This is a genomic window from Bacteroides uniformis, assembly GCF_025147485.1.
In the GTDB taxonomy this organism is placed as follows: Bacteria; Bacteroidota; Bacteroidia; order Bacteroidales; family Bacteroidaceae; genus Bacteroides; species Bacteroides uniformis.
Map to the genome: position 1 here is coordinate 906,781 of NZ_CP102263.1, position 22,440 is coordinate 929,220.

The 22,440-nt window shown below is 45.1% G+C and carries 16 protein-coding genes and 2 tRNA genes; 8 read left to right on the forward strand and 10 right to left on the reverse strand.

Translation table 11 applies throughout. The annotated features are described in order from the left end of the window. Positions 1 to 148: 148 nt before the first annotated feature. The 5 genes from bglX to NQ510_RS03510 all read right to left on the reverse strand — a co-directional run bounded on the left by bglX (position 149) and on the right by NQ510_RS03510 (position 9,977). Positions 149 to 2,440, reverse strand: a complete 2,292-nt coding sequence (gene bglX / locus NQ510_RS03490; protein WP_008662605.1) for a beta-glucosidase BglX — start codon at positions 2,438 to 2,440, stop codon at positions 149 to 151. A 167-nt stretch (positions 2,441 to 2,607) separates the two neighbouring features. Next, positions 2,608 to 5,445 carry a hypothetical protein gene (locus tag NQ510_RS03495; RefSeq protein WP_080545844.1) on the reverse strand — a complete coding sequence of 946 codons (2,838 nt, stop codon included), beginning with the start codon at positions 5,443 to 5,445 and terminating at the stop codon, positions 2,608 to 2,610. 121 nt (positions 5,446 to 5,566) lie between these two features. After that, a complete protein-coding gene (locus NQ510_RS03500; protein ID WP_057254077.1) occupies positions 5,567 to 6,964 on the reverse strand; it encodes a DUF5723 family protein in 1,398 nt (465 codons plus the stop codon). Positions 6,965 to 7,118: 154 nt separating this feature from the next. Then, positions 7,119 to 8,885 (reverse strand): S41 family peptidase, encoded by a 1,767-nt coding sequence (locus NQ510_RS03505; RefSeq protein ID WP_005830610.1) that lies wholly within the window; start codon positions 8,883 to 8,885, stop codon positions 7,119 to 7,121. 108 nt (positions 8,886 to 8,993) lie between these two features. After that, a complete protein-coding gene (locus NQ510_RS03510; protein WP_005834458.1) occupies positions 8,994 to 9,977 on the reverse strand; it encodes an adenosine kinase in 984 nt (327 codons plus the stop codon). Positions 9,978 to 10,058: 81 nt separating this feature from the next. Between NQ510_RS03510 and NQ510_RS03515 the strand changes: the two genes are divergently transcribed. The 3 genes from NQ510_RS03515 (at position 10,059) to NQ510_RS03525 (ending at position 11,019) form a co-directional block, all read left to right on the forward strand. Next, positions 10,059 to 10,132: transfer RNA gene (locus tag NQ510_RS03515), tRNA-Asn, on the forward strand. 21 nt (positions 10,133 to 10,153) lie between these two features. Next, a tRNA-Asn gene (locus tag NQ510_RS03520) sits at positions 10,154 to 10,227 on the forward strand. A gap of 186 nt (positions 10,228 to 10,413) precedes the next feature. Then, positions 10,414 to 11,019, forward strand: coding sequence for an outer membrane beta-barrel protein (locus NQ510_RS03525; RefSeq protein WP_005830614.1), 606 nt, complete (start codon positions 10,414 to 10,416; stop codon positions 11,017 to 11,019). A gap of 1 nt (position 11,020) precedes the next feature. Here NQ510_RS03525 and NQ510_RS03530 read toward each other — a convergent pair whose 3' ends face one another. From NQ510_RS03530 to NQ510_RS03545, 4 genes are all read right to left on the reverse strand, one after another. Next, entirely contained in the window at positions 11,021 to 11,725 is a 705-nt protein-coding gene (locus NQ510_RS03530; RefSeq protein ID WP_005830616.1) for a ComF family protein, read from the reverse strand. Between the two features lie 31 nt (positions 11,726 to 11,756). After that, on the reverse strand, positions 11,757 to 12,554 hold the full coding sequence (locus NQ510_RS03535; protein ID WP_005830618.1) for an inositol monophosphatase family protein: 798 nt from the start codon (positions 12,552 to 12,554) through the stop codon (positions 11,757 to 11,759). A 9-nt stretch (positions 12,555 to 12,563) separates the two neighbouring features. Beyond that, complete coding sequence (locus NQ510_RS03540; protein WP_005830620.1) at positions 12,564 to 13,031, reverse strand: hypothetical protein; 468 nt, start codon at positions 13,029 to 13,031, stop codon at positions 12,564 to 12,566. Positions 13,032 to 13,272: 241 nt separating this feature from the next. After that, positions 13,273 to 13,875 carry an HU family DNA-binding protein gene (locus NQ510_RS03545; RefSeq protein ID WP_005830624.1) on the reverse strand — a complete coding sequence of 201 codons (603 nt, stop codon included), beginning with the start codon at positions 13,873 to 13,875 and terminating at the stop codon, positions 13,273 to 13,275. 304 nt (positions 13,876 to 14,179) lie between these two features. Here NQ510_RS03545 and NQ510_RS03550 point away from each other — a divergent pair, with 304 nt between their 5' ends. From NQ510_RS03550 to NQ510_RS03560, 3 genes are all read left to right on the forward strand, one after another. Beyond that, complete coding sequence (locus NQ510_RS03550) at positions 14,180 to 15,292, forward strand: CHAT domain-containing protein (RefSeq protein WP_005834454.1); 1,113 nt, start codon at positions 14,180 to 14,182, stop codon at positions 15,290 to 15,292. A gap of 10 nt (positions 15,293 to 15,302) precedes the next feature. Beyond that, the gene (locus tag NQ510_RS03555; protein ID WP_005830630.1) at positions 15,303 to 17,372 is read left to right on the forward strand and encodes a tetratricopeptide repeat protein; all 2,070 of its coding nucleotides are present in this window, start codon (positions 15,303 to 15,305) and stop codon (positions 17,370 to 17,372) included. A gap of 219 nt (positions 17,373 to 17,591) precedes the next feature. Further along, a complete protein-coding gene (locus NQ510_RS03560; RefSeq protein ID WP_005830632.1) occupies positions 17,592 to 18,071 on the forward strand; it encodes an HU family DNA-binding protein in 480 nt (159 codons plus the stop codon). A 71-nt stretch (positions 18,072 to 18,142) separates the two neighbouring features. On the opposite strand, the gene NQ510_RS03565 is transcribed toward NQ510_RS03560, so the two are convergent. After that, on the reverse strand, positions 18,143 to 18,634 hold the full coding sequence (locus NQ510_RS03565) for a 3'-5' exonuclease (protein WP_005830635.1): 492 nt from the start codon (positions 18,632 to 18,634) through the stop codon (positions 18,143 to 18,145). Between the two features lie 106 nt (positions 18,635 to 18,740). Here NQ510_RS03565 and NQ510_RS03570 point away from each other — a divergent pair, with 106 nt between their 5' ends. Then, on the forward strand, positions 18,741 to 19,280 hold the full coding sequence (locus NQ510_RS03570) for an NUDIX domain-containing protein (RefSeq protein WP_005830636.1): 540 nt from the start codon (positions 18,741 to 18,743) through the stop codon (positions 19,278 to 19,280). A gap of 104 nt (positions 19,281 to 19,384) precedes the next feature. Next, a complete protein-coding gene (locus NQ510_RS03575) occupies positions 19,385 to 22,429 on the forward strand; it encodes a tetratricopeptide repeat protein (RefSeq protein WP_005830637.1) in 3,045 nt (1,014 codons plus the stop codon). Positions 22,430 to 22,440: the final 11 nt, after the last annotated feature.

Here is a 22,440-nt window from a genome sequence, read left to right on the forward strand (position 1 = left end):
TTCAATAGATCATATTATCTTACACAAGTCAAGCAAATACTGCAAGAATACTGCATATAGTTTGCAGTGAAAATGCAGACAATATGCAGCAACAATGCCATTTCAACGCAGTGACTCGAATGCTGCATATTGCCGCCTTGGGAATCAGTTAGAGTAACTTGAACGCTGCTTTTTTTACGTCCCGGCAACTTCTGCCAATCATCACCTCAAAGTCACCCGGCTCGCATACAAAATCAAGATTGTAGTTGTAGAACTTCAGCAATTCGGGGGTAATCTTGAAAGATACTTTTTTAGATTCGCCGGCTTTCAGGAAAATCTTTTCAAAGCCTTTCAACTCTTTCACCGGACGGGTTACACTTCCCACAAGGTCACGAATATAAAGCTGGACCACTTCGGCACCGTCTCTCTTGCCGGTATTGGTCACAGTCACGGTAGCAGTCAGTTCGCCCTTATCCGTCATGCTAGTCTTGTCCAAAGCCACGTCGCTATAAGAGAATGTTGTATAGCTCAAACCGAAACCGAAGGGATAAAGCGGTTCATTGTCTATGTCTATATAGTTGCTGCGGAATTTCTGGAACCATGCACCGTCGGCAAGAGGGCGACCCGTGTTCTTGTGGTTGTAGAACAAAGGAATCTGTCCCACGCTCTTCGGGAAAGTCGTAGTCAGCTTTCCGCTCGGGTTCACATCACCAAACAGTACATCGCCGATGGCAAAACCTGCCTCACTGCCCGCAAACCATACATTCAGAATGGCCGGCACGTTTGCCTGCTCCCAGTTCAGTACCAGCGGACGACCGGTAAACAGCACCAGTACCACAGGTTTTCCCGTTTTCAATAATTCCTGTAACAGTATGCGTTGGGTGTCCGTCATTTCAAGATTCGTGCGGCAACTGCTCTCTCCACTCATTTCCGAAGACTCACCGAGCGCAGCCACAATAACATCCGATTTGGCAGCCACGGCAAGAGCCTCGTCCAGCAACTCCTTGTCCGAACGATTGTCACGGTGTAAAGAACGTCCGAACATAGTGGCACGTTTCTCATATTCGGCATCACTCATCAAATTACAGCCTTTCGCAGTCAGTATTTCGGCTTTACCGCCTGCTACCGCCTTCAAACCTTCAGCCAAAGAAGTAGCATTCTTCAATACGGCAGCCACACTCCAAGTACCCGGCATATTACTGCGGCTGTCTGCCAACGGACCTACCACAGCAATAGTGCCCTTCTTGGCCAGCGGAAGCACATTACCCTCGTTCTTCAGCAACACCAAGCTCTCCGAAGCAATCTTACGCGCAACGGCACGATGCTCTTTGGTAAAGATTTGCTTCTTGGCACGCTTCACATCACAGTATTTATAAGGATTATCGAACAAGCCTAACTTGTACTTAGCTTCCAAAATACGGCGACAAGCCGCATTAATAGCTTCTTCTGTCACTTTTCCTTCTGTCAATGACTTCTTGAGCGTACCTACAAATGCATCGCTCACCATATCCATATCGACACCAGCATTCAACGCCAACGCGGCAACAGTCTGCGTATCGCCCATGCCATGGTCGGTCATTTCTGTAATTCCGGTATAATCTGTCACTACAAAACCGTCAAACCCCCACTGCTTACGCAATACATCCGTCATCAACCACTTGTTTCCAGTAGCTGGAATACCATCGACCTCATTGAAAGAAGCCATCGCACTGCCCACACCGGCATCAACCGCCGCCTGATAGGGCAACATGTATTCATTGAACATGCGCTGATGACTCATATCTACTGTATTATAGTCACGTCCTGCCTCGCCGGCACCATACAAGGCAAAATGCTTTACACAAGCCATAATCTCATCATTACGGCTCATATCCTTTCCCTGATAACCACGTACCATGGCTTGCGCAATGGCTGCTCCCAGAAACGGGTCTTCACCGTTGCCCTCGGACACACGCCCCCAACGGGCATCACGGCAAATATCCACCATCGGACTGAATGTCCAGCAAATACCGTCGGCGCTGGACTCAATGGCTGCAATACGCGCCGATTCTTCAACCGCCTTCATATCCCATGTACACGATAATCCTAAAGGAATGGGAAACACCGTTTCATATCCATGAATAACATCCATACCAAATAAGAGAGGAATACCCAAACGACTTTCTTCAACCGCCTGCTTCTGTACATCGCGGATACGTTCCACGCCTTTCAGATTGAAAAGCCCGCCCACTTCACCGGCACGAATACGTTTGGCCACATTACTACTTTTAGCCTGACCGGTCGTAATCTCACCGGTAACCGGCAGATTCAACTGACCTATTTTCTCTTCCAGGGTCATCTTCTTCATTAAATCGTCGATGAAACGATCCATATCAACCGGAGATTTCTGTGCATACGTACTAACGGCAGTAAACACCAACAAGACTAAAAATAATTGTAACTTGAAAAGTAAATGCTTCATGTTTTTCATGCTTTTAATTGATAGAAATATTATTTTACTGCAAATAAAAGAAAAGCATGCGACAATCTCCACATCCCGTACTACAACAAAAGTACAACCATCACTAAAAAACAAAAGAGGAAGTACAATATTAGTACTTCCCCCATTAATATTTCACTGTAAAGCAGCTATTTAAAGTTTATAAGAAAATCAGTCAGACTTTCTTCCGGAAGCAGATTGAATTTCTTGCGCAACCGGTATCTTGCAGCATCAACCCCACGCGTGGAAATGTTGAGCAACTTCGCTATCTCCTTTGTCGGCATATTCAAGCGAAGCAATGCGCAAAAGCGCAAATCTCCTGAAGTTAAATCTGTATATTGAAGTTTCAGATTACGGAAGAAATTCTCGTGTATACGGTCAAAATTAGCCTGAAACATAGTCCAATTCTCTTCATCGGACACTATATTGCTATTAACTAAAGTGAGCAGCTTATCCAAGTTCTTACGGCTATACTGTCCTAACAACTTTTGCCGCTGTATCTCTTCTTTCAAGGAACTCAGAAATTCCTGATGGGCGATATTTGTCATTACCACACTGGACAACTCCTTGCTTTTAAAACGCAAATCGGCCTCAAGCTGTTCCTTTTCCAACTCAACAATCTTCTTCTCTTGCCGCTCGAGTTCTGCCTGATGGGCTACGCGCTGCCGTTCAATCACACGGTCTTTCTTTTTCTTCACGAAACGGTAGACCAGATATTGCAATAAAGCCAACAGACACAATCCTGCCAAGATATAACTTCCCACAGCCCAATAAGACAAATACCACGGACGCAAAATCTCAAAAGGAAGCTCTACCGATGCCAAAACTCTATCGGTATCATATATCTCTGCCTGAAAAACATAACTTCCATAGGAGAGCCGAGAATACTTCTTCTGCAAATAGCGTCCACCCGGCATCCATTGGTCAGAATATCCTTCCAACCGATACCTTACCTTATAAGTATAATTACTATAAACCGGATAACACAATGTAAAATTCACCGTATTAAACTCAGGCTCCACCTTGGCTCCCGGCTGCACGACCAATGTTTTCCGCTTACCACTGAATTCATCAATGACCCGCATTCCCGAAATCCATAAAGAGCGTCTGACCCGAGATTTATATAACGAGGAACTGTCCGTCTCAATACGGGCAATGGCATTGTTCAGGCAAAGATAGGAACAGCCATTCCTCACGTCATAAGCCACGCTTCCCCGTTCTTCCACCGTCAGACCGTCAAACAAAGAATATGGAATCCGGAGTTCGATATTGAAAGTATTTATCGCACACTTCACTAAATACACTATCCTATCACCCACAAACCAATAGTAATCTCCGTTCGCACGACTCACTGTCTTGATTCCCTTCAATTCCATCAATTGTTCATTCATTGTTTCATAGGGAACAATCGAATCAGTCATATCTTCGTAAGTATAGAAATATTCCCCATTAGAAAAAACTACCCGACCATTGATTTTGAACAAAGTAAAACTCCCACCTTTCACTTCTCCCAGGCCCTCATACTTCCGTACATCCTTTACCTGCTTCATATCCGGATCAATCCGAAAACGATACAAACCATTCCTTAAGTGTTTCGCCCAGATATTCCCTTGATGGTCCACCTCTATGTGACGGACCATATGACTGAATCCACGCAGAGACCGGATAAAACCATATGCTCCCGAAGTATCTTCCGTATATAGATTTAAAAGCGCATAAGTTCCTTCCAATAAAAAAGATTCTTCCTTCGATTCAATCTTTTCCATACACATCCCTCCCTTTACATCAGATACCAACTTTGACTTCAACCCCGATATAAGGAAAGTTCCTTTGTTATGCCCGCAAAAAATCTGTTTTCCCCATTCATCGACGAACCACGCTTGTTCTTCCAAACCCGGAACTAATTCAGTCTTTCCATCCTTAAGCCAATAAAGTCCCTGATTAGAAGCAATATAAGCTTCATTTTCCCTTACCAGAACATCATATACCATGCCTATTTTACGAAATGGAGGTTCATAATAATAGATTAAAGAATTGTTGTGTATATAGGCAATACCTTCATCCAAAGCTGTCCATATATTGTTGTCATCATCACAATATAATCTCAAAACAGTATTGTTCTGTAGTTTATTATCCGTATTGACCTTCCAAATCAGCTTTCCCTTTTTATCCAACGCATATATGCCATCGGATATTGTGCCAACAACGTAACAACTGTCCTTGGTTATCACCGCACGATTAATGGTATGCTTCCTGAATATATCATCACATTCGGTTTTCCATTTTTCTACCCTCCCATCTCGATAGAGGAGAAAACCTCCCTGATTACGAGTAAGCATTAAAACGGCATCATCATAAGGAAGCCCAGCCAAGACATCGCTATTCCCAAATACCTTTCTGGGAATAAGTTCTTCCATTTTCCTGCCGGAGAAGACACAAAGTCCACCATTTATTCTTTGAGAATAAAAAGTATTTCCAACCTGAAATAAGTTCAGCGGAAGGCTCTTCACCCGAATACCTTCCACAGAATTTCCATTATAAAAAAAGAGAGAACCAAACGATTGAAATACAATTTCCCCTTGAACGCAAACAATGTTCCAGATTTCGTCGTTATGAAAAGTAAAGTCCTTCACCTCATCTTTTAGCGAGTGATATTCAAGGGTATTATAAGGAGTATGAACAAAATAACCGAATTCTTCGTAAGAGCCTACATAAATTTTTCCATCTTCACTGATATATATAGCACGCACAATTCCTTTTGTCGGTAATTCATACAGCCGCCAAGCACTTCCATCAAATTCCAGCAGCCCACTGTTATTACCGAAATACATCACCCCTCTTTCGTCCTGAGCAATGGCCCAATTCTGAATACCGACATTATAATCCGACACCGAATAGCTCCTCACTATAGGAGAAAAAGGTATGGGTGAAGCTTGCAGCAAACTACTGAAAACCAAAGACAAGAAAAACGTTATTGCAATTCTCATGAGTACTGTTTATAGGTATTTAGCAGCAAAGATAAAGCTTTTTGCGTTTTCGTAAAAACAAAATCGCAGATTATCCTCTTTTATAGAAAGATAATCCGCGATAATATCCAAATCCAATTTATTAATTTTCAGCAGTTTTCTGTTTTCCCAAAGGAATAGAAACACCCAAGTAAGCATTGACATTCTTCGTATTCTTACCAAAGAACATATAATCTGTTCCTGCAAAGAAGGAACCCAGTTTCAGTGCCAGACCGAAGGTTTTACCGGCTCCTTGAAGTACGGAATAGCTGGCAGCTACATTGAAAGCATTCGTCGGACGGATGCAGGCAGAGAAAGTCAGCTCATTCAAAGTTTTCGGTTTGGCAAAACGACCGGTATACAAGGCACCCACTACCAGCCAATCATTCAGTAAGGCATATTCAGCGCCAAGAACCATTGTAGAAGTCAATCCACGGGTACGGCTCTTCTCAGAAGCCTCCTCCGTCTTGAGCTGCAACATGTCATAGTTAAGAATCTCGCCGCTGTTCACAATATCCATGAACTCCTGCTGCGAGGCCGGGTCAAGAAGATCATAAGTCTGCTCTGTATTGGCTCGCGCTATACTGGTATTCGATTTAGACCATTTGATAAAGCCCAAATCAAGAACTGAAGCAGAAAGTGTCAATTTATCCAGTAACTTGTAAGATACTCCCAAATCAATAGCCCCACCATATCCGGCAAAACCAAAACTGCCAAAATCGATTTCATCGATATAATCACCATTCTCATTCTCGGGAAGTTCTAACAGCTTTGACGAGTTCTCCAAAGTTGCATCCACTTGAATGGAAGCTTTACTCGTCACTCCTGAAGAGCCGACAGAAGGAGTTTCCACATGAATCTGGTTGATGTTCAGCTTTAAGTTACCGATACCCAGCAGCATCTTCACCTTACCACCCACAGCCAGTCGGTCTGTGATATTCCTTGCAAAGCCAAGGCCGACTTCCGCATAGGAATTTATCTCAAGCTTCTGTCCATTAATGGTTTCGTTAATACCCAAATAGTCAGAAATATTGTCACCGAACTCCCGGCTGCTCATGTTATTCATAAACTGGAACATGGTTTTCGGTATGGCGGCACCGATATCATTACGCAACCCCACATTGACTGACCAGAAGTTCTTTCCTTTATACCACCCGGCAGACAGAATGTCGGTACTCAAATTCACATTCAAGTTATTGGTAGCATCCAGTCGGTTCATAAAGTCATTGCTCATGAAATAGTCGCTATCATCACTGTTCTCAATAATGTCCATAATATCCCTATACCCCAGGGAACTGGAGTTGACGGTAGCATTCAACGAACCTATCACGGGAATATTCAGATAACCGCGTCCCGGCATCAAGGCCGGATTGAGCTGCATACGCTGGTTACTTCCTTCCATAAAGTAGGAAGTGCGCAGGAACTGGGCTTGTCCGGAAAGAGAGAAGCAAAGCAACAATACCACAAACAGCCATACTCTCAGAGAATTCAATTGTTTCATAACCTTGTCAATATTTTCATTATCACCTGCAAAAATATAAAACAAGTTAATACCCTACAAACAACTTAACCGGATAGTCGTGTATAAAAGGCTTATACAGAGACTATCCGGTATAAATTAAGGAGCAAATAAAAGAATCCTCTTAAGAGTGTCCTTATACTATTTCATCATAAACATGTTCATTTGCTCTCGTAGCGGTACTCAGAAAAACCGGGGCTGTCTCCTTTCTTTGTTGCAGAGACATTGACGTCACTGCCGGAGCACTCAACATTTCCTTATATTTTTCCGGAGCAGTGAGTATCTTTACAGCCTCTTTCAAATCATCATCATCTTTCAACTGCTGGATAATGCTTCCACGCTGGAAATAATAACGTTTGATGATTTCTACCGCAATCATGCTCTTGATGTCCTTGGAGAAATGGTCAAGGTCACGGTCCAGATTATGCGACAATTTTTTCTCCAGCGCTTCAAACTCTTTCGAAGCATCAGTCAGATAGCCCTCAAATTCGGCCATCTCCTTCAGGTTCTTCAGCATCTTCTCTGTCTGCTGGTCGTATTTGAAGTCCGCCTTTTTCACCATCGCCTTGAAGTCCGCATAATCGGCATCTGTAATTTCAAACTTCTCTGCTGAAGGGATGGTAGGATGTTTCAGGCAATAGTCCGTGGCATAATTGAAAATAAGATTGTCATTGACAAGATAGAACAGAATGTTGGGCAGCTTCTCCTGCTTCACCGCAATGTCCGGAGTCACGCCTCCACCATCCCGCACTTCACGTCCGGCAGCCGTATGGAACACGGTAGTAAGGCTGTCCGGAATACGTCCCACACTGCCGTCCTCATTCCGGTGCTTGTAGTCGATAGCCTGCACACAACGGCCGCTGGGAATATAATATTTGGAAGTCGTCAGCTTCATGGTACCACCGTATGGCAACGGACGGGTGGTCTGCACCAATCCCTTACCGAAAGTACGGTTACCGATAATGACCGCACGGTCAAGGTCCTGCAAAGAGCCCGCAAGGATTTCTGACGAAGAAGCCGTTCCGCCATTGACCAGAACAGCCAAAGGAATTTCCAGATCCAACGGTTCACGCAATGTCTTGTAGGTATTGCTGGCTTGCTTAATCTTACCCTTTGTCGTCACAAGTGTTTTTCCGCGAGGCAGAAAGAAGTTGGCTATCTCTATAGACTCATCCAGCAAGCCACCCCCATTGTTCCGCAAGTCAATCACCAACGAAGTCATCCCCCGCTTCTTCAAGTCCAGAAAAGCCTGCTTGAACTCCTTGGAAGGATTCCCCGAGAAGGTGCTGAGATTGATATAACCTATATTATTATCCAGCACCGTATAATAAGGTATGAACGGCAATTGGATGGAACGGCGCACAATGTCGAAATCCAACGGTTTCTCTGTACCGGGACGTTGCACTTTCAGCTTGAAGCTGGTACCCACTTGTCCGCGAAGCATCTCGCTGACTTCCTGGTTGTTCTTTCCGGCAAGGTCTTTTCCGTCAATTTCCATCAAAATATCTCCGGCTTTCAGGCCTACATCGGCAGCAGGCATATTCTCGTATGGCTCAGATATCATGGAACGTTTCAGTTTCGGATTCCAAGTAATCACAGAACCTATACCACCATAGGAATTCTTCAGCATCTGCTCCAATTCGCTTTGGTCATCTTCCGGATAATACTCCGTGTAGGGATCCAGCGAGTAGAGCATGGCATCAATGCCTTCACGGATAGTCTTGTTCGGATCAATCGTATCCACGTAGAACATATCCAACTCTTTCACAATGGAATTGAATATATCCAGATTCTTTGCTATTTGGAAACTGCGGCTATCACCACTCTTAAACCCCCAAAAACAAACGGCTCCCGCTACAATCAGCAAGGTAACCATCCAGCGTATCTTTAAAATTCTTCTCATAATTATGATAATGTGCTAATATGCCAATGTGCCAATGTGCTAATAACCTGCAGCGTAATAGCGAAACAAATATTGCGCAGCCAATTAGCACATTGGCACATCAGCACATTAATTAATTAATAAAATTTCTTCCTTGATTTTTTCCCATTGTGCAGCCTGAAGCTCTGTACCCACCACTTGTATCACATCTTTGGAGAGAAGGGAGCCTATCTTGCCACATTTCTCCAGCGAGTAGCCACACGTCAGTCCATACAAGAAACCTGCCGCAAAATAGTCGCCAGCTCCTGTAGTGTCCACCACTTTCTCTACCGGAGCCGCTTGTACCTGCACCATCTCTGTACCTTTGCGAATCAGAGAACCACGGGCACCCACCTTTACAATGGCTATGCTACACATTTTGGCAATGATATCCAATGCTTCCTCCGGTTCCTTACCCGTAAAAGCCTTTGCCTCTTCCTCATTGGCAAAAACAATATCCACATATTTGTTGACCAACAGAGAGAAAAATTCAAGGTCTCCTTCTACTATATTGTAGCTCGCCATGTCCAAACATACTTGTAAGCCGGCCTCTTTAGCCAGCTCAATGGCACGGAGAATCATATCATGGTCTTGCACCAGATACCCCTCTATAAATAGGTAAGCATATCCTTTGAACATATCCAGCGAAAGATCTTCCGCCTTCAATGTAGAAGCCGCCCCCAAATAAGTGCCGAAAGTGCGCTCTCCATCAGGAGAAATGAAAGTAGAGGCTACACCGGACGGAAGGGTAGTGGAAAGCAATAAATCCGCCTCTGTCCCATGCTCCAGCAGACTATCCCGGAAAAAGTTACCGTAAAAGTCATTGCTTACTTTTCCGATGAATCCCGTACCCGCACCAAGGCATGCCATTGCCCGAATTGCGTTTCCGGCAGAACCTCCGTTAGCCAGATGCGTCTCCATCCGGCTGAAATACTCACTAATTTTCAAGAACTTATCTTCATCAATCAGAGTCATACTTCCTTTCGGGAGCTGCATCTCCGTCAAAATATTATCATCCTCAATGATTGCCAGTGCATCAACCAAAGCATTGCCCAACCCAATTATTTTATCCATCTTCGATATTTTTTTTGCAAAGATATTGCATATTTCAAAATATCCTATTACTTTTGCAGCGCATTTGAGAAAAAACAACATTCTTCCTTAGCTCAGTCGGTTAGAGCATCTGACTGTTAATCAGAGGGTCCTTGGTTCAAGTCCAAGAGGAAGAGCGAAAAAACTTGAATGCATATTCTTCCTTAGCTCAGTCGGTTAGAGCATCTGACTGTTAATCAGAGGGTCCTTGGTTCAAGTCCAAGAGGAAGAGCGAAAAGGTTCGTCAATTAGGCGAACCTTTTTTGTTTTCCCACATTATCCCACACAAAAGACAAACATTTCTATTTCATATTCAAAGATTTAACATACATTTGCCAAATGTAAAGTAAGGAGTTTCATAAAAGCACCTGTCTTTATTTATTAGAAAAACATATTTTAATCCAAACACCAAACTACAATGAAAACTCTTTTATTCTTTTTAGTCATAGGATTCAGCCTATGTACCGCTGGTAAAGCACAAACCTCTCTTGTTTCTACGCGAGAAAAATTCCGCCACCATGAAATATCCGTCAGTTACGGCTTCCTCCCCATTACCGACGCCAATAGTATAGCCGAAGAGTTTATTGCTCCGACAGCAAGTTTTGGAATCTATACACGCGAGAAGACCAGCTATTACGGCGCTCTGAATATCAGTTATATTTATAGAATCAACCGTAAAATCAGCCTAGGCGTAACCGGAGGAATAACCGGTAATAGAGGGACGGCCAGTAGCCTTTATGAAGTTTTGGATGAGAATAAGAACGATGACCGGCGCTATCTGTATATCCTCCCCACCTTCCGGTGGCATTGGTTCACCCGCCCCCAATTCTCCCTATATTCCTCTGCAGGGCTCGGCGCCTATTTCCTCCGGAACAGCTTTGGAGGAGACACTTATCACAAAAAGGAATTTGCCTATCAGTTCAGTTTTCTGGGTATCGAATATGGAAATCAGTTTGCCTTCTTCACCGAATTCGGCGTAGGATATACGGGAACAATCGTGGCAGGCGGACGTTTCCGCTTCTGATTCACGAACCCGCCACTGCCAGCGTCAGGATACTAACATGTACGCCTCCCACATCTTTAAGCGCATCGGCACATGCAGTTGTAGTGGCTCCGGTGGTCAGTACATCATCCACAATAAGGATATGTTTCCCCACAAAGCGTTCCGGATAGCGGAGAAGGAAAATACCGTCTACATTTTCCCAACGCTCGTAAGCAGACTTTCGGGTCTGCGTTTCCGTATGTCTTCTGCGCAGCACGGAGGACACATCAATAGGAATACCCGTTACGGCAGAAACGCCGCGCGCTATACATTCACTCTGATTGTATCCGCGCAACTTTTGTTTGCGGGGATGTAGAGGAACGGGGATAATTACGTCTATACCACGGAAAAAACCGGTAGCCGCCAGCTCCGCTGCCATAAAACGCCCCATTATTTCTCCCAAATCTTTCCGGCCTCCATACTTCAGTTGATGCAGGATGTGGCGGAAATCACTTCCTTTGTGATAATAAAAGAAGGAAGTGCCGCGTTCCAGAGGTATCTTCCCCCAAAACATACGCTCCACGGAGTTGTCTTCGCGAAGATGATAGTTTGTCCGTGGCATATTCATATTACACCTGATGCAAATGCCCTCTTCTCCCTCTTGCAAAGAGCTCCCGCATACAGCACACTGACGCGGGAAGAAGAGATGGACAAAGGACAAGAACCAGGCTTTAAATGTGTTTTCCATAAAAAAGTGTAATAAGGCAATAAGAACCGTATCAGAATGGCAGCGCCTCCCGTACCAACCGCAAAAACAACGGATGCAGCGGCCCGTTGGTGGCTATGATATGATGCCCTTCTATAAAGTTCTCGTTTCCCAAAAAGTCTGTTACCTTACCGCCGGCTTCCAACACCATGAGTGCAGCCGCAGAGAAATCCCACTTACCGATAAAAGCTTCCAGCCAAGCGTCAAAACGTCCGGCAGCCACATAGCAGAGGGCAAGCGCCGCCGAACCATTCATGCGAATGCCTGCAACCTTACCGTAAAGTTCGTGTATCAAATGTTCGCCCGTACGGGCATACTGCTCGAAATTGTAGGGTAACTCTGTCACCACAAAAGCGTCTTTCAGTTCACTGACAAGCGAAACACGCAACCGTTCTCCGTTCACATAGGCTCCTCCTCCTTTCCAAGCATAAAAACACTCGTCTCGGCAGGGTTCATAAACCACACCCAGCAAAAGCGACTGCTTGTCACGCAAGGCAATACTTACACAATAGGGAGCATTGTCGTGAATATAGTTCGTTGTCCCATCCAAAGGATCCACTACCCAGCAATACGTTTCGTCACTATAGGCAGCAGACCCTTCTTCGGCAATGAATCCGGCTTCGGGAAGCAATTTCCTAAGGGCAGATACAACCTTTTTCTCGGAAGCCTTGTCCACATAAGATACATAATCGTGCGCATGTTTTTCCTGCACCACCTCCCGACGGAAACTTTTCCGCTCTTCCTTCAAAAAATGCCCGGCTTCACGGGCTACACAGCAGACAGCCTCTGTCAACGCCTTCAAATTTTCCATATTCTTATATTATTTACCATTCGCATCTTCCTGATAAATGAGCCTCCCCCGTTGGCTGACCGTCCACTCACCGTCTTCCAGACGTACGTTTTTCGTATCATCATCTTCCACATTCCAGGCATATCCACCGGCAGGCAGACCTCGACGGTCCAGAATTTCGTTCGAAACACCTTCCTCCGAGAAAAACAACTCCACTTGCGTAGAGTCCGGACTGAACACCAAGAACAAAGTCTTCCCGGCATCATCCACTGCATTCATGCGGACACCTTTCTCCCACAAATGGATGCAATCTTTCTGCACCTCGCTCCACGTATATCCGGCAGAAGCAATACAACCATGTTCGTCTTTATCACTACCAACCACGGCCTCTTTTTCCTTTCTCTCCGAAGTTTCCGCTTCCTTTTTACCGCCGTTTCCACAACCGGTCAACAAAGCTCCGGCACATATCAGGCACATAGATACAACCTTCATATTCATACGCTTGTTTTTATTAGTTTTCAATTGACAAAGTTAAAAACAAATCGGCAGTACTAAAAGTTTCTTCCCTTTTTATACGCACGGCTCTTTCGTTTAAAGGAGTTATCGGGAGTCAGAAGGAGTCATCAGCCGGCAAGTCGGCTTAGGAGTTAAAGCCGATAGTTCTGTGAATACATACACAAGAGTATCGGCTGTAACCCCTAGCGGAGCAAAGTGATAACTCCTCTAACTCTCTTGCTTGTCATGGCTTGAGATATACCACTGTTTTTCCACTACCATATTTGCGAATAATACCTTCTTCCAGAAATAGGTTCAAATCGGCCACCGCCTGATGTTTCGCCTTTCCGGTCAGCTGTTCATAATCAGTACGCGTAATGCAGCCATACTTATTCAAATGCTGCAACAGTTTTTTTCTCCGCTCCTCCAATGTCAATTTGGAATGAGAGATATAGGGAGATGCTTTCCGTTCCAGCTCCATTGTCTGAAAGCGGTTGCGGAATCTACTGCTGATACGTAAGTTCACATTCTGAAAATGTACGGACGGAGAGCGAATATCCTTTTTATTCGCCACGGCCTTGTCGCACTTCAATGACAACGAAAAGAATCCCAATTCGCCCACTTCAACTATCCATCCGTCTGCCAGCCAACTGTGCAACTCATCCGTTATAGCCTGCAACGTGCCATCGAGAATGGCAGGGCTGAAACCGGTAGCCTTGTGAACCAGTTCGCGGAATTTATCGGCAGGAATGGTTCCTTTGGGAAGAATACGGGCGTGAAGCAGCTTTTCTTCACCGTCCTCCGGAGAAGGATTGGGGGTCTGGTATAAATCGTAATAAGCACTCATATAATTTAGAATATCAGTTGGGCAATATTATTCATTCAATGCTGCAAGAACAAGTCCTGATGCACCGAGTTTAATTCGTTAGACAATTGTTGCTGTTTCGTTAAACGTCCATCTTACGAAAGAACAACAATTGTCTAACGGAAAGAAGACATCTGTCTAACGAATTAAAAACAACGCCCAAAAGTATTAATAAAAAGGGAAGTAGGGATTAAAAAAGGGGAAAAATCGCTCTAATAATAGGTTCATTGGCGTAATAAAAGCTTTTATTCAGTTGGTTTTTAAACAGACTCTTAAATGAGCAAAGTTGAGAATAAAAAGTTGCCGTTCCAAACAAAGAAAGAATGTTTATTTTGCTCCTGCTGGGCAACTCCATAACATCGCCATAGAACACCTTCCAAGCAGCGACTCTACTTTTATAGCGGAACAAATAAATTTCTATCGGTTGTCGTCTACGCGACAATTGGTTATGATAAAAGACAAAAGCCATATTAAAGAAGCTGTTCTCTATGGAGGTCTTAAATATGATGCTGATACAACAGCTTTAGTAGTCGAAAACAAAAAATATACTGATATTCCTCGAGACTTGAATATTCAACATACCTTCTATCCGGATTCCCTAAACCTGCGTGACGGAGCCAAATACCTTCCCGCCACTAAGATAGAAGCTGAACAAATTAAACAAGCACTAGAGAATACGAGACTTCAGCCAGCCTTATATATGGATTTACGAGGTACAGAAGAATCTTTTAAAGCTTTATCAGGTAAGAATATCAGTATGCTACATATCGCCACTCATGGTTTCTATTGGACAGAAACAGAAGCCAGACAGACAAAGGATCTTGATTTCTTGATGATGGGAGACAATAACCAATCACGCTACGTAGAAGACAAAGCATTGACTCGATCAGGACTGCTATTGTCAGGAGCAAATATTGCACTGAAAGGAAATCCTTTGCCGGAAGGATTAGAAGACGGCATACTCACCGCCAAAGAGCTTGCCGGTTTAGATTTACGAGGGTTAGACCTGGTAGTACTTTCTGCCTGCCAAACCGGACTGGGAGAAATAACCGGTGACGGAGTATTCGGCTTGCAACGCGGTTTCAAAAAAGCGGGAGCCAACACATTATTAATGAGTCTCTGGAAAGTGGACGATAATGCTACTCAACTCTTGATGACACAGTTTTACAAGAATCTGCTCGCAGGAAAGAGCAAATTTGAATCTTTGCGCGAGGCCCAGAAGTATGTACGTGACTACGAAGTTGAAATTGAAACAACTCCCGACAAGCGCTGGCAGTCAGAAGCCAGGCAAAAAGAAAAACAGAGCAAAAAGCCTATGCCCAAAGAGTTCAAGAAAATAAAAAAATATAAGGATCCCTTTTACTGGGCTGCATTCATTTTATTGGATGCAATTGATTAACTCTTAATTTATGAAAAACATGAAAAATTACTTATTGTGCATATTCCTTGCAGTATTTACCATCAGTATTTATGGGCAAAACCACAAGAATGCTGCGGACTATAGGACAGATGCAATAAATGGAAACGCGATTGCACAATTCTATCTCGGACAGAGCTACTTTAGGGGATGGGGTATAAAACCTGATACCATACAAGCCGTTTATTGGTGGCGAAAGTCGGCTGAGCAAGGAAATCCTGCTGCACAAAACAATATGGGTGCAGCCTATAGTAATGGCTGGGGGAATTTAACTCAAAATAAAGAAACGGCCATCTATTGGTATAAAAAAGCAGCTGAAAAAAATGGGGCTTTTCCACAAAAGAACCTTGGACGCATATATGAAGACAAAGAAAACTATGAAGAGGCTTTTATCTGGTATAAAAAAGCCGCCGAACACAATAATAGCCCGGAATCTTATTATGCACAAAGCCGCTTAGCCTATTTACTGAAAAACGGGTTAGGAGTCACAAAGAATTACCCCGCCGGAATGGCATGGACAAAACGAGCAGCTAAAAACGGGAATGCAAGCGGACAGATTTCGCTTGCAATCTCTTATGAATACGGCATAGACAACATCTTGAGAAAAGATGGGAATTCAGCGTTATATTGGTACAAAAAGGCTGCTCTCAACAAAGACATTGGAGAACTCCAGAAGTCTATAGCAGAAGCTGCCATAGAAAGATTGGAAGAAGCGGGATTCAACGGACAGAATACTCTCCTCAAAATGATACCGGACTATAAACCATTCTACACTGCACCTTCGGAAAGTGAACAGAAAAGCATGCATGAATCTGTTCGCAATAGCACGGTAGAGTGGGGAAAAACAATAGAAGGAGAGGCTTCTCTAGGACAAACCCAAAATGATGAAATAAATGGATTCAGGGTAGAATTCAAAGAAGATAATATTAAAATTGGCTTTACTAAAAACTCAGAATTCACTTTATTCATCCATATTCAAGAAGATGACATAATAGTTAAAAATGGCTCTGAAAATGGTGTAGAATACAACCGAAACACCGGAAAACCGTATATGCTGCTCCGCCCCTACAGTTATGAAATAGAAGCCAAAGAATATCCCGGACAAATATTTGAACGGACAAACTACACAAACGGGAATAAATATTGGGGAGAAACCTATAATGGACAACGCCACGGATACGGCATTCATATCTGGGAAAATGGGAATATGTGGTTCGGCCCTTGGAAGGATGGTGAAAGAAATGGATACGGCGCTTACTTTGATATTACGGCACACACCATTCAGTCAGGAAAATGGATTGGAAATGAATTGATAGCCGGTACTTCTTATATCTGTAAAGAAAAAGCGGAACCGGTTCTTCCAGCCAGAACCAGAACCGTTTCAAAACCATTTTCCTATAGCGGTACTGTTCGCTATATAAATTTACCGACCAGCTCATACATGTCATACATCACAGAAGCCATCAACAAATGGGGGAAATGCCGTACCGGAGCAATCACTATGTATGGAGCAGGAGTAGGAGTGTATGGGAATAGTGGATATGCCTACACCGGCAGTACTCCCAGCAAGCTTAAGAAACGTATAGAAGAAGCCAACAGCAGCAATGCTGAAATAACAGACATCAACATCACTGAAAATGGCAACTATGTAATTATCTTAGGCGGTTCAGGGTATTGGACTCTTGGTTATCCGGATGCATTCCTCAAAAAACTGGAACAATATCGTACAGGAGATTTAAGAGACGACAATATTCTTTCGGCCTGCTTCAATGATAGAGGAGAATGGGTAGTTATCACGGACAAGCATTACAGCTATTCAAATGAAACCATCAAAAATTTCATACTGAAAGCCGAAGAACTATACGAAGAGGTTTACTATGCCTATATTACCAATTACGGGATGATAGCTTGCTGCAAAAACGGAGTATATTACAAAAACATTCCATCCAATTTGGCAGAGGCATTGAAGAAACTCACATTCAAACCCAAAGTCATCAAGTTTACAGACAATGGATTGTACTTGATTACAGATGGAGAATCACAAAATTATTATTTTATGTAATCACTCATTTTTTTTAAATATAGGCAATAGGTTATAGCATAGGACTTTCCATGTCGTCAAATGGCTAAATACAACGTTAAAAAAAGTCGTTCAGTCCCGTTAAAGCACCATGCCGTTTTTAAGTGTTGTAACTTCGCACCGTGGTCACAAAGAAACAGGTCTCGCTAACTGACGAGTGAACGAAACCGCAAGTAACAACCATTAAAAACAAAAAACATTATGGCATTTCGTTATGTAGTAAAAAAGAGAATGGTAGGCATTGGTACCAAAACCGAGAAGTATGTAGCTGCTTCTTATTCCGTAGCAAATATTGATTTTGATAGATTATGCGACCAGGTGACCAGTCAAGGGATGGTGCCAAGAGGTATCGTAAAAGCCGTATTGGACGGTATGATTGACGCACTCTGCACCTATGCCAGCATCGGTGCAACCGTACGGCTGGGAGACTTCGGAAGCCTCCGACCGGGATTGAACGGCAAAAGCCAGGAGGATGCAAAGTCTGTAACGGCTGATGTCGTTTACCGCCAGAAACTGATTTTCGTGCCGGGACAACGTTTGAAGAACATGATGAAACAATCGGGCATCACACGATTGGTAACCGGCTCTGAAATCGTGCCGGACAATGAAGAAAATCCCGGAGGAAACGAAAGCGGAGGCGGCGGCAATGATGGTGACCAAGGTGAAAATCCATTAGGATAAACTGATAGAGTTTTATCAAGGAAACAAACAATTCCACAGAGGAGGCTTCATGACAAGTCTCCTCTGTTTATTTATATGACCTGTTTCGCTATCCATGCACAAGCCTCAGCATCAGCCAACGCATGATGATGATGTTCCAACTGATAGCCACAGCAAACAGCCACTGTATGCAACTGATAGTTAGGCAATCCCTTTATAGCACGACGTGATGCCTGCAAAGTACAATAAAACTCATAATCCGGATAATCCATGCAGTAAGTACGGAAAACAGCTTTCAGGCAGCTTTCATCAAAGGCCTTGTTGTGCGCTACCAATGGCAAGCCTTCAATGCGTGGAGCTATTTCCTGCCACACAACGGGAAAGATAGGAGCATCCTGGGTATCTGCCAACGTCAGACCATGCACGCGGGTATTCCAATAAGTGTAATACTCCGGTTCGGGACGGATGAGGCTATAATAATGGTCCACAATCTCTCCATCACGTACGATAACCACTCCTACACTACAAACGCTGGTACGCTGTTCGTTGGCCGTTTCAAAATCAATGGCAGCAAAATCTTTCATCCGATATGGTTTTATAGTCGCCAAAGATACGAAAAATTCACTCTGTTCCTTTCATTCTACACCTGGTTTCCATTATCTTTGTCCCCCGGACAAAGGTTAAAATATCATGGAACATCCACTTTCGCAATTCAAATATTGTCCGAAATGCGGTTCAGCCCATTTCGAAGTTCATAACGAGAAGTCGAAGCAGTGCGCCGACTGCGGTTTCGTCTACTACTTCAACCCCTCTTCCGCCACCGTCGCCTTGATACTGAACGAGCGCGACGAGCTGTTGGTGTGCCGCCGCGCCAAAGAGCCTGCCAAAGGGACGCTGGACCTCCCCGGAGGCTTCATCGACATGACCGAGACCGGTGAGGAAGGCGTTGCCCGCGAAGTAAGAGAAGAAACCGGCATGAAGGTGGCAAAGGCCGAATATCTCTTCTCCCTGCCCAACATTTACATCTATTCCGGCTTCCCCGTACACACACTGGATATGTTTTTCCGTTGTACGGTGGAGGACACCTTGCACTTCAAGGCGATGGACGACGCGGCAGACCTCTTCTTCCTCCCCTTGAAAGATATCCGTACGGAAGAGTTCGGGCTCGGCTCCATCCGCAAAGGAGTGGGTATCTTCCTGGAAGACATGCAGAAGAACAAAAGCGAATGATTATTCGTTCCTATTATGGTATATATCCTAAAAAAGCCAAACAAGTGTAACATTTCCGGGTTAAAACCCGTATTTTTGTAAAATACCTATTCTAACAAAAGAAGATGAAACATAAAATCTCCCGAATATTGTGCACAGCACTCTGTTGCGCACCTTTACTCGCCTCAGCACAAACAAGCGAGAAGAGTACTTCTCCCAAGCGACTCTACAAGGAAGGACAAACGCTGTTCCAGCAAAAGGCCTATGCTGCCGCCATCTCCCCGTTGCAAGCTTATGTACACCAGATGAATGCAGACGGCAAGCCTCTGCCCGCTACCGGCGAGCGGCAAGAAGCGGAATACATGCTGGTATGCGCCGCATACGAGCTCAGAGACCCCAAAAGCATAGACTTGCTCCGCGCCTTCCTGGACGAATATCCTGATACTCCCCATGCCAACCGCATCTATGCATTAATCGCCTCCTCCTATTTCTTCGAAGGCAATTATGACGATGCCCTCGCCATGTTCAACTCCGCCCGCCTCGACCTTCTGGGTACCGAGGAGCGTGACGACATGACCTACCGCCTTGCCACCTGCTATCTGAAGACGGGCAATGTAAAGGAAGCAGCCATCTGGTTCGAGACCCTGCGCAGCACCAGCAGGAAATATGCAGCGGACTGTGCTTACTACATCTCTTATATCCGATATACCCAAGGACGGTATGACGAAGCGCTCAGCGGTTTCCTGCCTCTGCAGGACAATGCCAAGTACAAGAACCTGGTCCCCTATTACATCGCCGAAATCTACTTGCTGAAGAAACAATACGACAAGGCGGAAATTGTAGCGCAAAATGCTTTGTCGGCCCACCCCGACGGTCTGAGCTACACGCACACGGCGGAGCTGAACCGCATCCTCGGTACAGCCGAATACCATTTCGGGAAATATCACGAAGCCATAAAGTCCTTCGAGCAATACCTGGAGCACAATGCCGAATCTGCCACTCATAGAAGAGATGCCCTCTACATGCTGGGTATGTCCTATTATCAATGCGGCGTGTATTCCCAAGTTCCTGCCATCCTTGGCGAAGTGACTACCGAGAACGACGCTCTCTCCCAAAATGCCTACCTGCACATGGGACTGGCTTACCTGCAACTGGCCGACAAGACCAAGGCACGTATGGCCTTCGAGCAGGCTGCCGCTTCCAATGCCGACCCGAAAATCAAGGAACAAGCCGCCTATAACTACGCCTTATGCATTCACGAGACCTCCTATTCCGCTTTCGGCGAATCGGTGACCGTCTTTGAGAAATTCCTAAACGAATTTCCAAACTCTCCTTATGCCGAGAAAGTCAGCAACTACCTGGTGGAAGTGTACATGAATACACGCAGCTACGATGCCGCACTCAAATCCATCGACCGCATCTCCCATCCCAGCAAAGCCATTCTGGAAGCCAAGCAGAAGATTCTGTTCCAACTCGGGACCCAGTCTTTTGCCAACACGCAGTTCGAGCAAGCCATCGGTTACTTCAACCAAAGCGTCACGCTGGGACAATACAACCTCCAGACCAAGGCAGACGCCCTCTACTGGCTCGGCGAGTCTTATTACCGCCTGAACCGGATGAGAGAAGCCGCCCGCAATTTCAACGAATATCTGTCACTCACCCGGCAGAGGGATACGGAAATGTTTGCCCTTGCCTACTATAACCTGGGCTACATCGCTTTCCACCAGAAAGACTATTCGACGGCAGAGAACCGTTTCCGCAACTTTGTCCAACTGGAGAAAGGTGAAAACCCGACCGCATTGGCAGATGCCTACAACCGTATCGGTGACTGCAACCTGCACGTCCGCCGCTTCGACGAGGCCAAGCAATACTATACAAAAGCAGAAAGTCTGGGAACACCTGCCGGAGACTACTCTTACTATCAGCTGGCCCTTGTAGCCGGCCTGCAAAAAGACTATTCCGGAAAGGTTACTTTACTGGACCGCCTTGCCGTCAAATATCCCAATTCGCCTTATGCCATCAATGCCCTTTACGAAAAAGGGCGCTCCTACGTACAGAGCAACAACAGCCCCCAAGCTATCGCCGCCTTCCGCGAATTGCTCGGCAAGTATCCCGAGAGTCCCGTCAGCCGTAAAGCCGCCGCCGAAATCGGTCTGCTTTACTACCAGAACGACGACTATGACCGTGCCATAGAAGCCTACAAACATGTAGTCACCCAATATCCCGGAAGCGAGGAAGCCCGCCTTGCCATGCGCGACTTGAAGTCCATCTACGTAGATGCCAACCGCGTGGATGAGTTTGCCGCCCTTGCCGCCCAAATGCCGGGAGAAATCCGCTTCGAACCCAGTGAGCAAGACTCGCTGACTTACATCGCTGCCGAAAAAGTGTATATGAAAGGCGAAGCCGCACCTGCCAAAGAGAGCTTCACCCGCTATCTGCAAAGTTATCCGGGAGGCGCTTTCAGCCTGAATGCACACTACTACCTCTGCGTCATAGGCAAAGAGCAGAAAGATGACGAGGCGGTATTGGAACATGCCGGAAAACTGCTGGAATACCCCGACAACCCATATTCTGAAGAGGCTTTGCTGATGCATGGAGAAATTCTGTTCAACCGCCAGCAATATGACCTGGCATTGGCCGACTACAAGAAATTGCAGGCCAAAGCCACCACGGCAGAGCGCCGCCAGCTTGGCGCTATCGGTGTACTGCGCTGTGGAGCACTGATGCATGATGATGCGGAAGTCATCAACGCCGCCACAGCCTTGCTTGCCGAAGCCAAGCTGTCTCCGGAGCTCCGGAACGAGGCATTGTACTACCGTGCCAAGGCATACCTCAACCAGAAAGCCGACAAGAAGGCAATGGATGACCTTCAGCTGCTGGCCAAAGACACCCGTACCCTTTATGGAGCCGAAGCCAAATATCTGGTGGCATTACAATGGTACAACGCCGGTAATTATGCCTCTGCAGAAAAGGAAATCCTTAATTTCATCGACCAGAGCACACCGCATGCCTACTGGCTGGCACGCAGTTTCATCCTTCTGTCTGATGTATATGTAGCCATGGACAAGAAGCTCGATGCACGCCAATACCTATTGAGCCTGCAGCAGAACTACCAGGCCGACGACGATATAGCAAGCATGATTAACGAAAGACTGGAGAAATTGAAGTAAGAAATATAGCA

Bases quoted from the DNA above. Each gene is read 5' to 3' on its own strand.
- bglX (WP_008662605.1), bottom strand. From the start codon at position 2,440: ATGAAGCATTTACTTTTCAAGTTACAATTATTTTTAGTCTTGTTGGTG.
- NQ510_RS03495 (WP_080545844.1), bottom strand. From the start codon at position 5,445: ATGAGAATTGCAATAACGTTTTTCTTGTCTTTGGTTTTCAGTAGTTTG.
- NQ510_RS03500 (WP_057254077.1), bottom strand. From the start codon at position 6,964: ATGAAACAATTGAATTCTCTGAGAGTATGGCTGTTTGTGGTATTGTTG.
- NQ510_RS03505 (WP_005830610.1), bottom strand. From the start codon at position 8,885: ATGAGAAGAATTTTAAAGATACGCTGGATGGTTACCTTGCTGATTGTA.
- NQ510_RS03510 (WP_005834458.1), bottom strand. From the start codon at position 9,977: ATGGATAAAATAATTGGGTTGGGCAATGCTTTGGTTGATGCACTGGCA.
- NQ510_RS03525 (WP_005830614.1), top strand. From the start codon at position 10,414: ATGAAAACTCTTTTATTCTTTTTAGTCATAGGATTCAGCCTATGTACC.
- NQ510_RS03530 (WP_005830616.1), bottom strand. From the start codon at position 11,725: ATGGAAAACACATTTAAAGCCTGGTTCTTGTCCTTTGTCCATCTCTTC.
- NQ510_RS03535 (WP_005830618.1), bottom strand. From the start codon at position 12,554: ATGGAAAATTTGAAGGCGTTGACAGAGGCTGTCTGCTGTGTAGCCCGT.
- NQ510_RS03540 (WP_005830620.1), bottom strand. From the start codon at position 13,031: ATGAATATGAAGGTTGTATCTATGTGCCTGATATGTGCCGGAGCTTTG.
- NQ510_RS03545 (WP_005830624.1), bottom strand. From the start codon at position 13,875: ATGAGTGCTTATTACGATTTATACCAGACCCCCAATCCTTCTCCGGAG.
- NQ510_RS03555 (WP_005830630.1), top strand. From the start codon at position 15,303: ATGAAAAACATGAAAAATTACTTATTGTGCATATTCCTTGCAGTATTT.
- NQ510_RS03560 (WP_005830632.1), top strand. From the start codon at position 17,592: ATGGCATTTCGTTATGTAGTAAAAAAGAGAATGGTAGGCATTGGTACC.
- NQ510_RS03565 (WP_005830635.1), bottom strand. From the start codon at position 18,634: ATGAAAGATTTTGCTGCCATTGATTTTGAAACGGCCAACGAACAGCGT.
- NQ510_RS03570 (WP_005830636.1), top strand. From the start codon at position 18,741: ATGGAACATCCACTTTCGCAATTCAAATATTGTCCGAAATGCGGTTCA.
- NQ510_RS03575 (WP_005830637.1), top strand. From the start codon at position 19,385: ATGAAACATAAAATCTCCCGAATATTGTGCACAGCACTCTGTTGCGCA.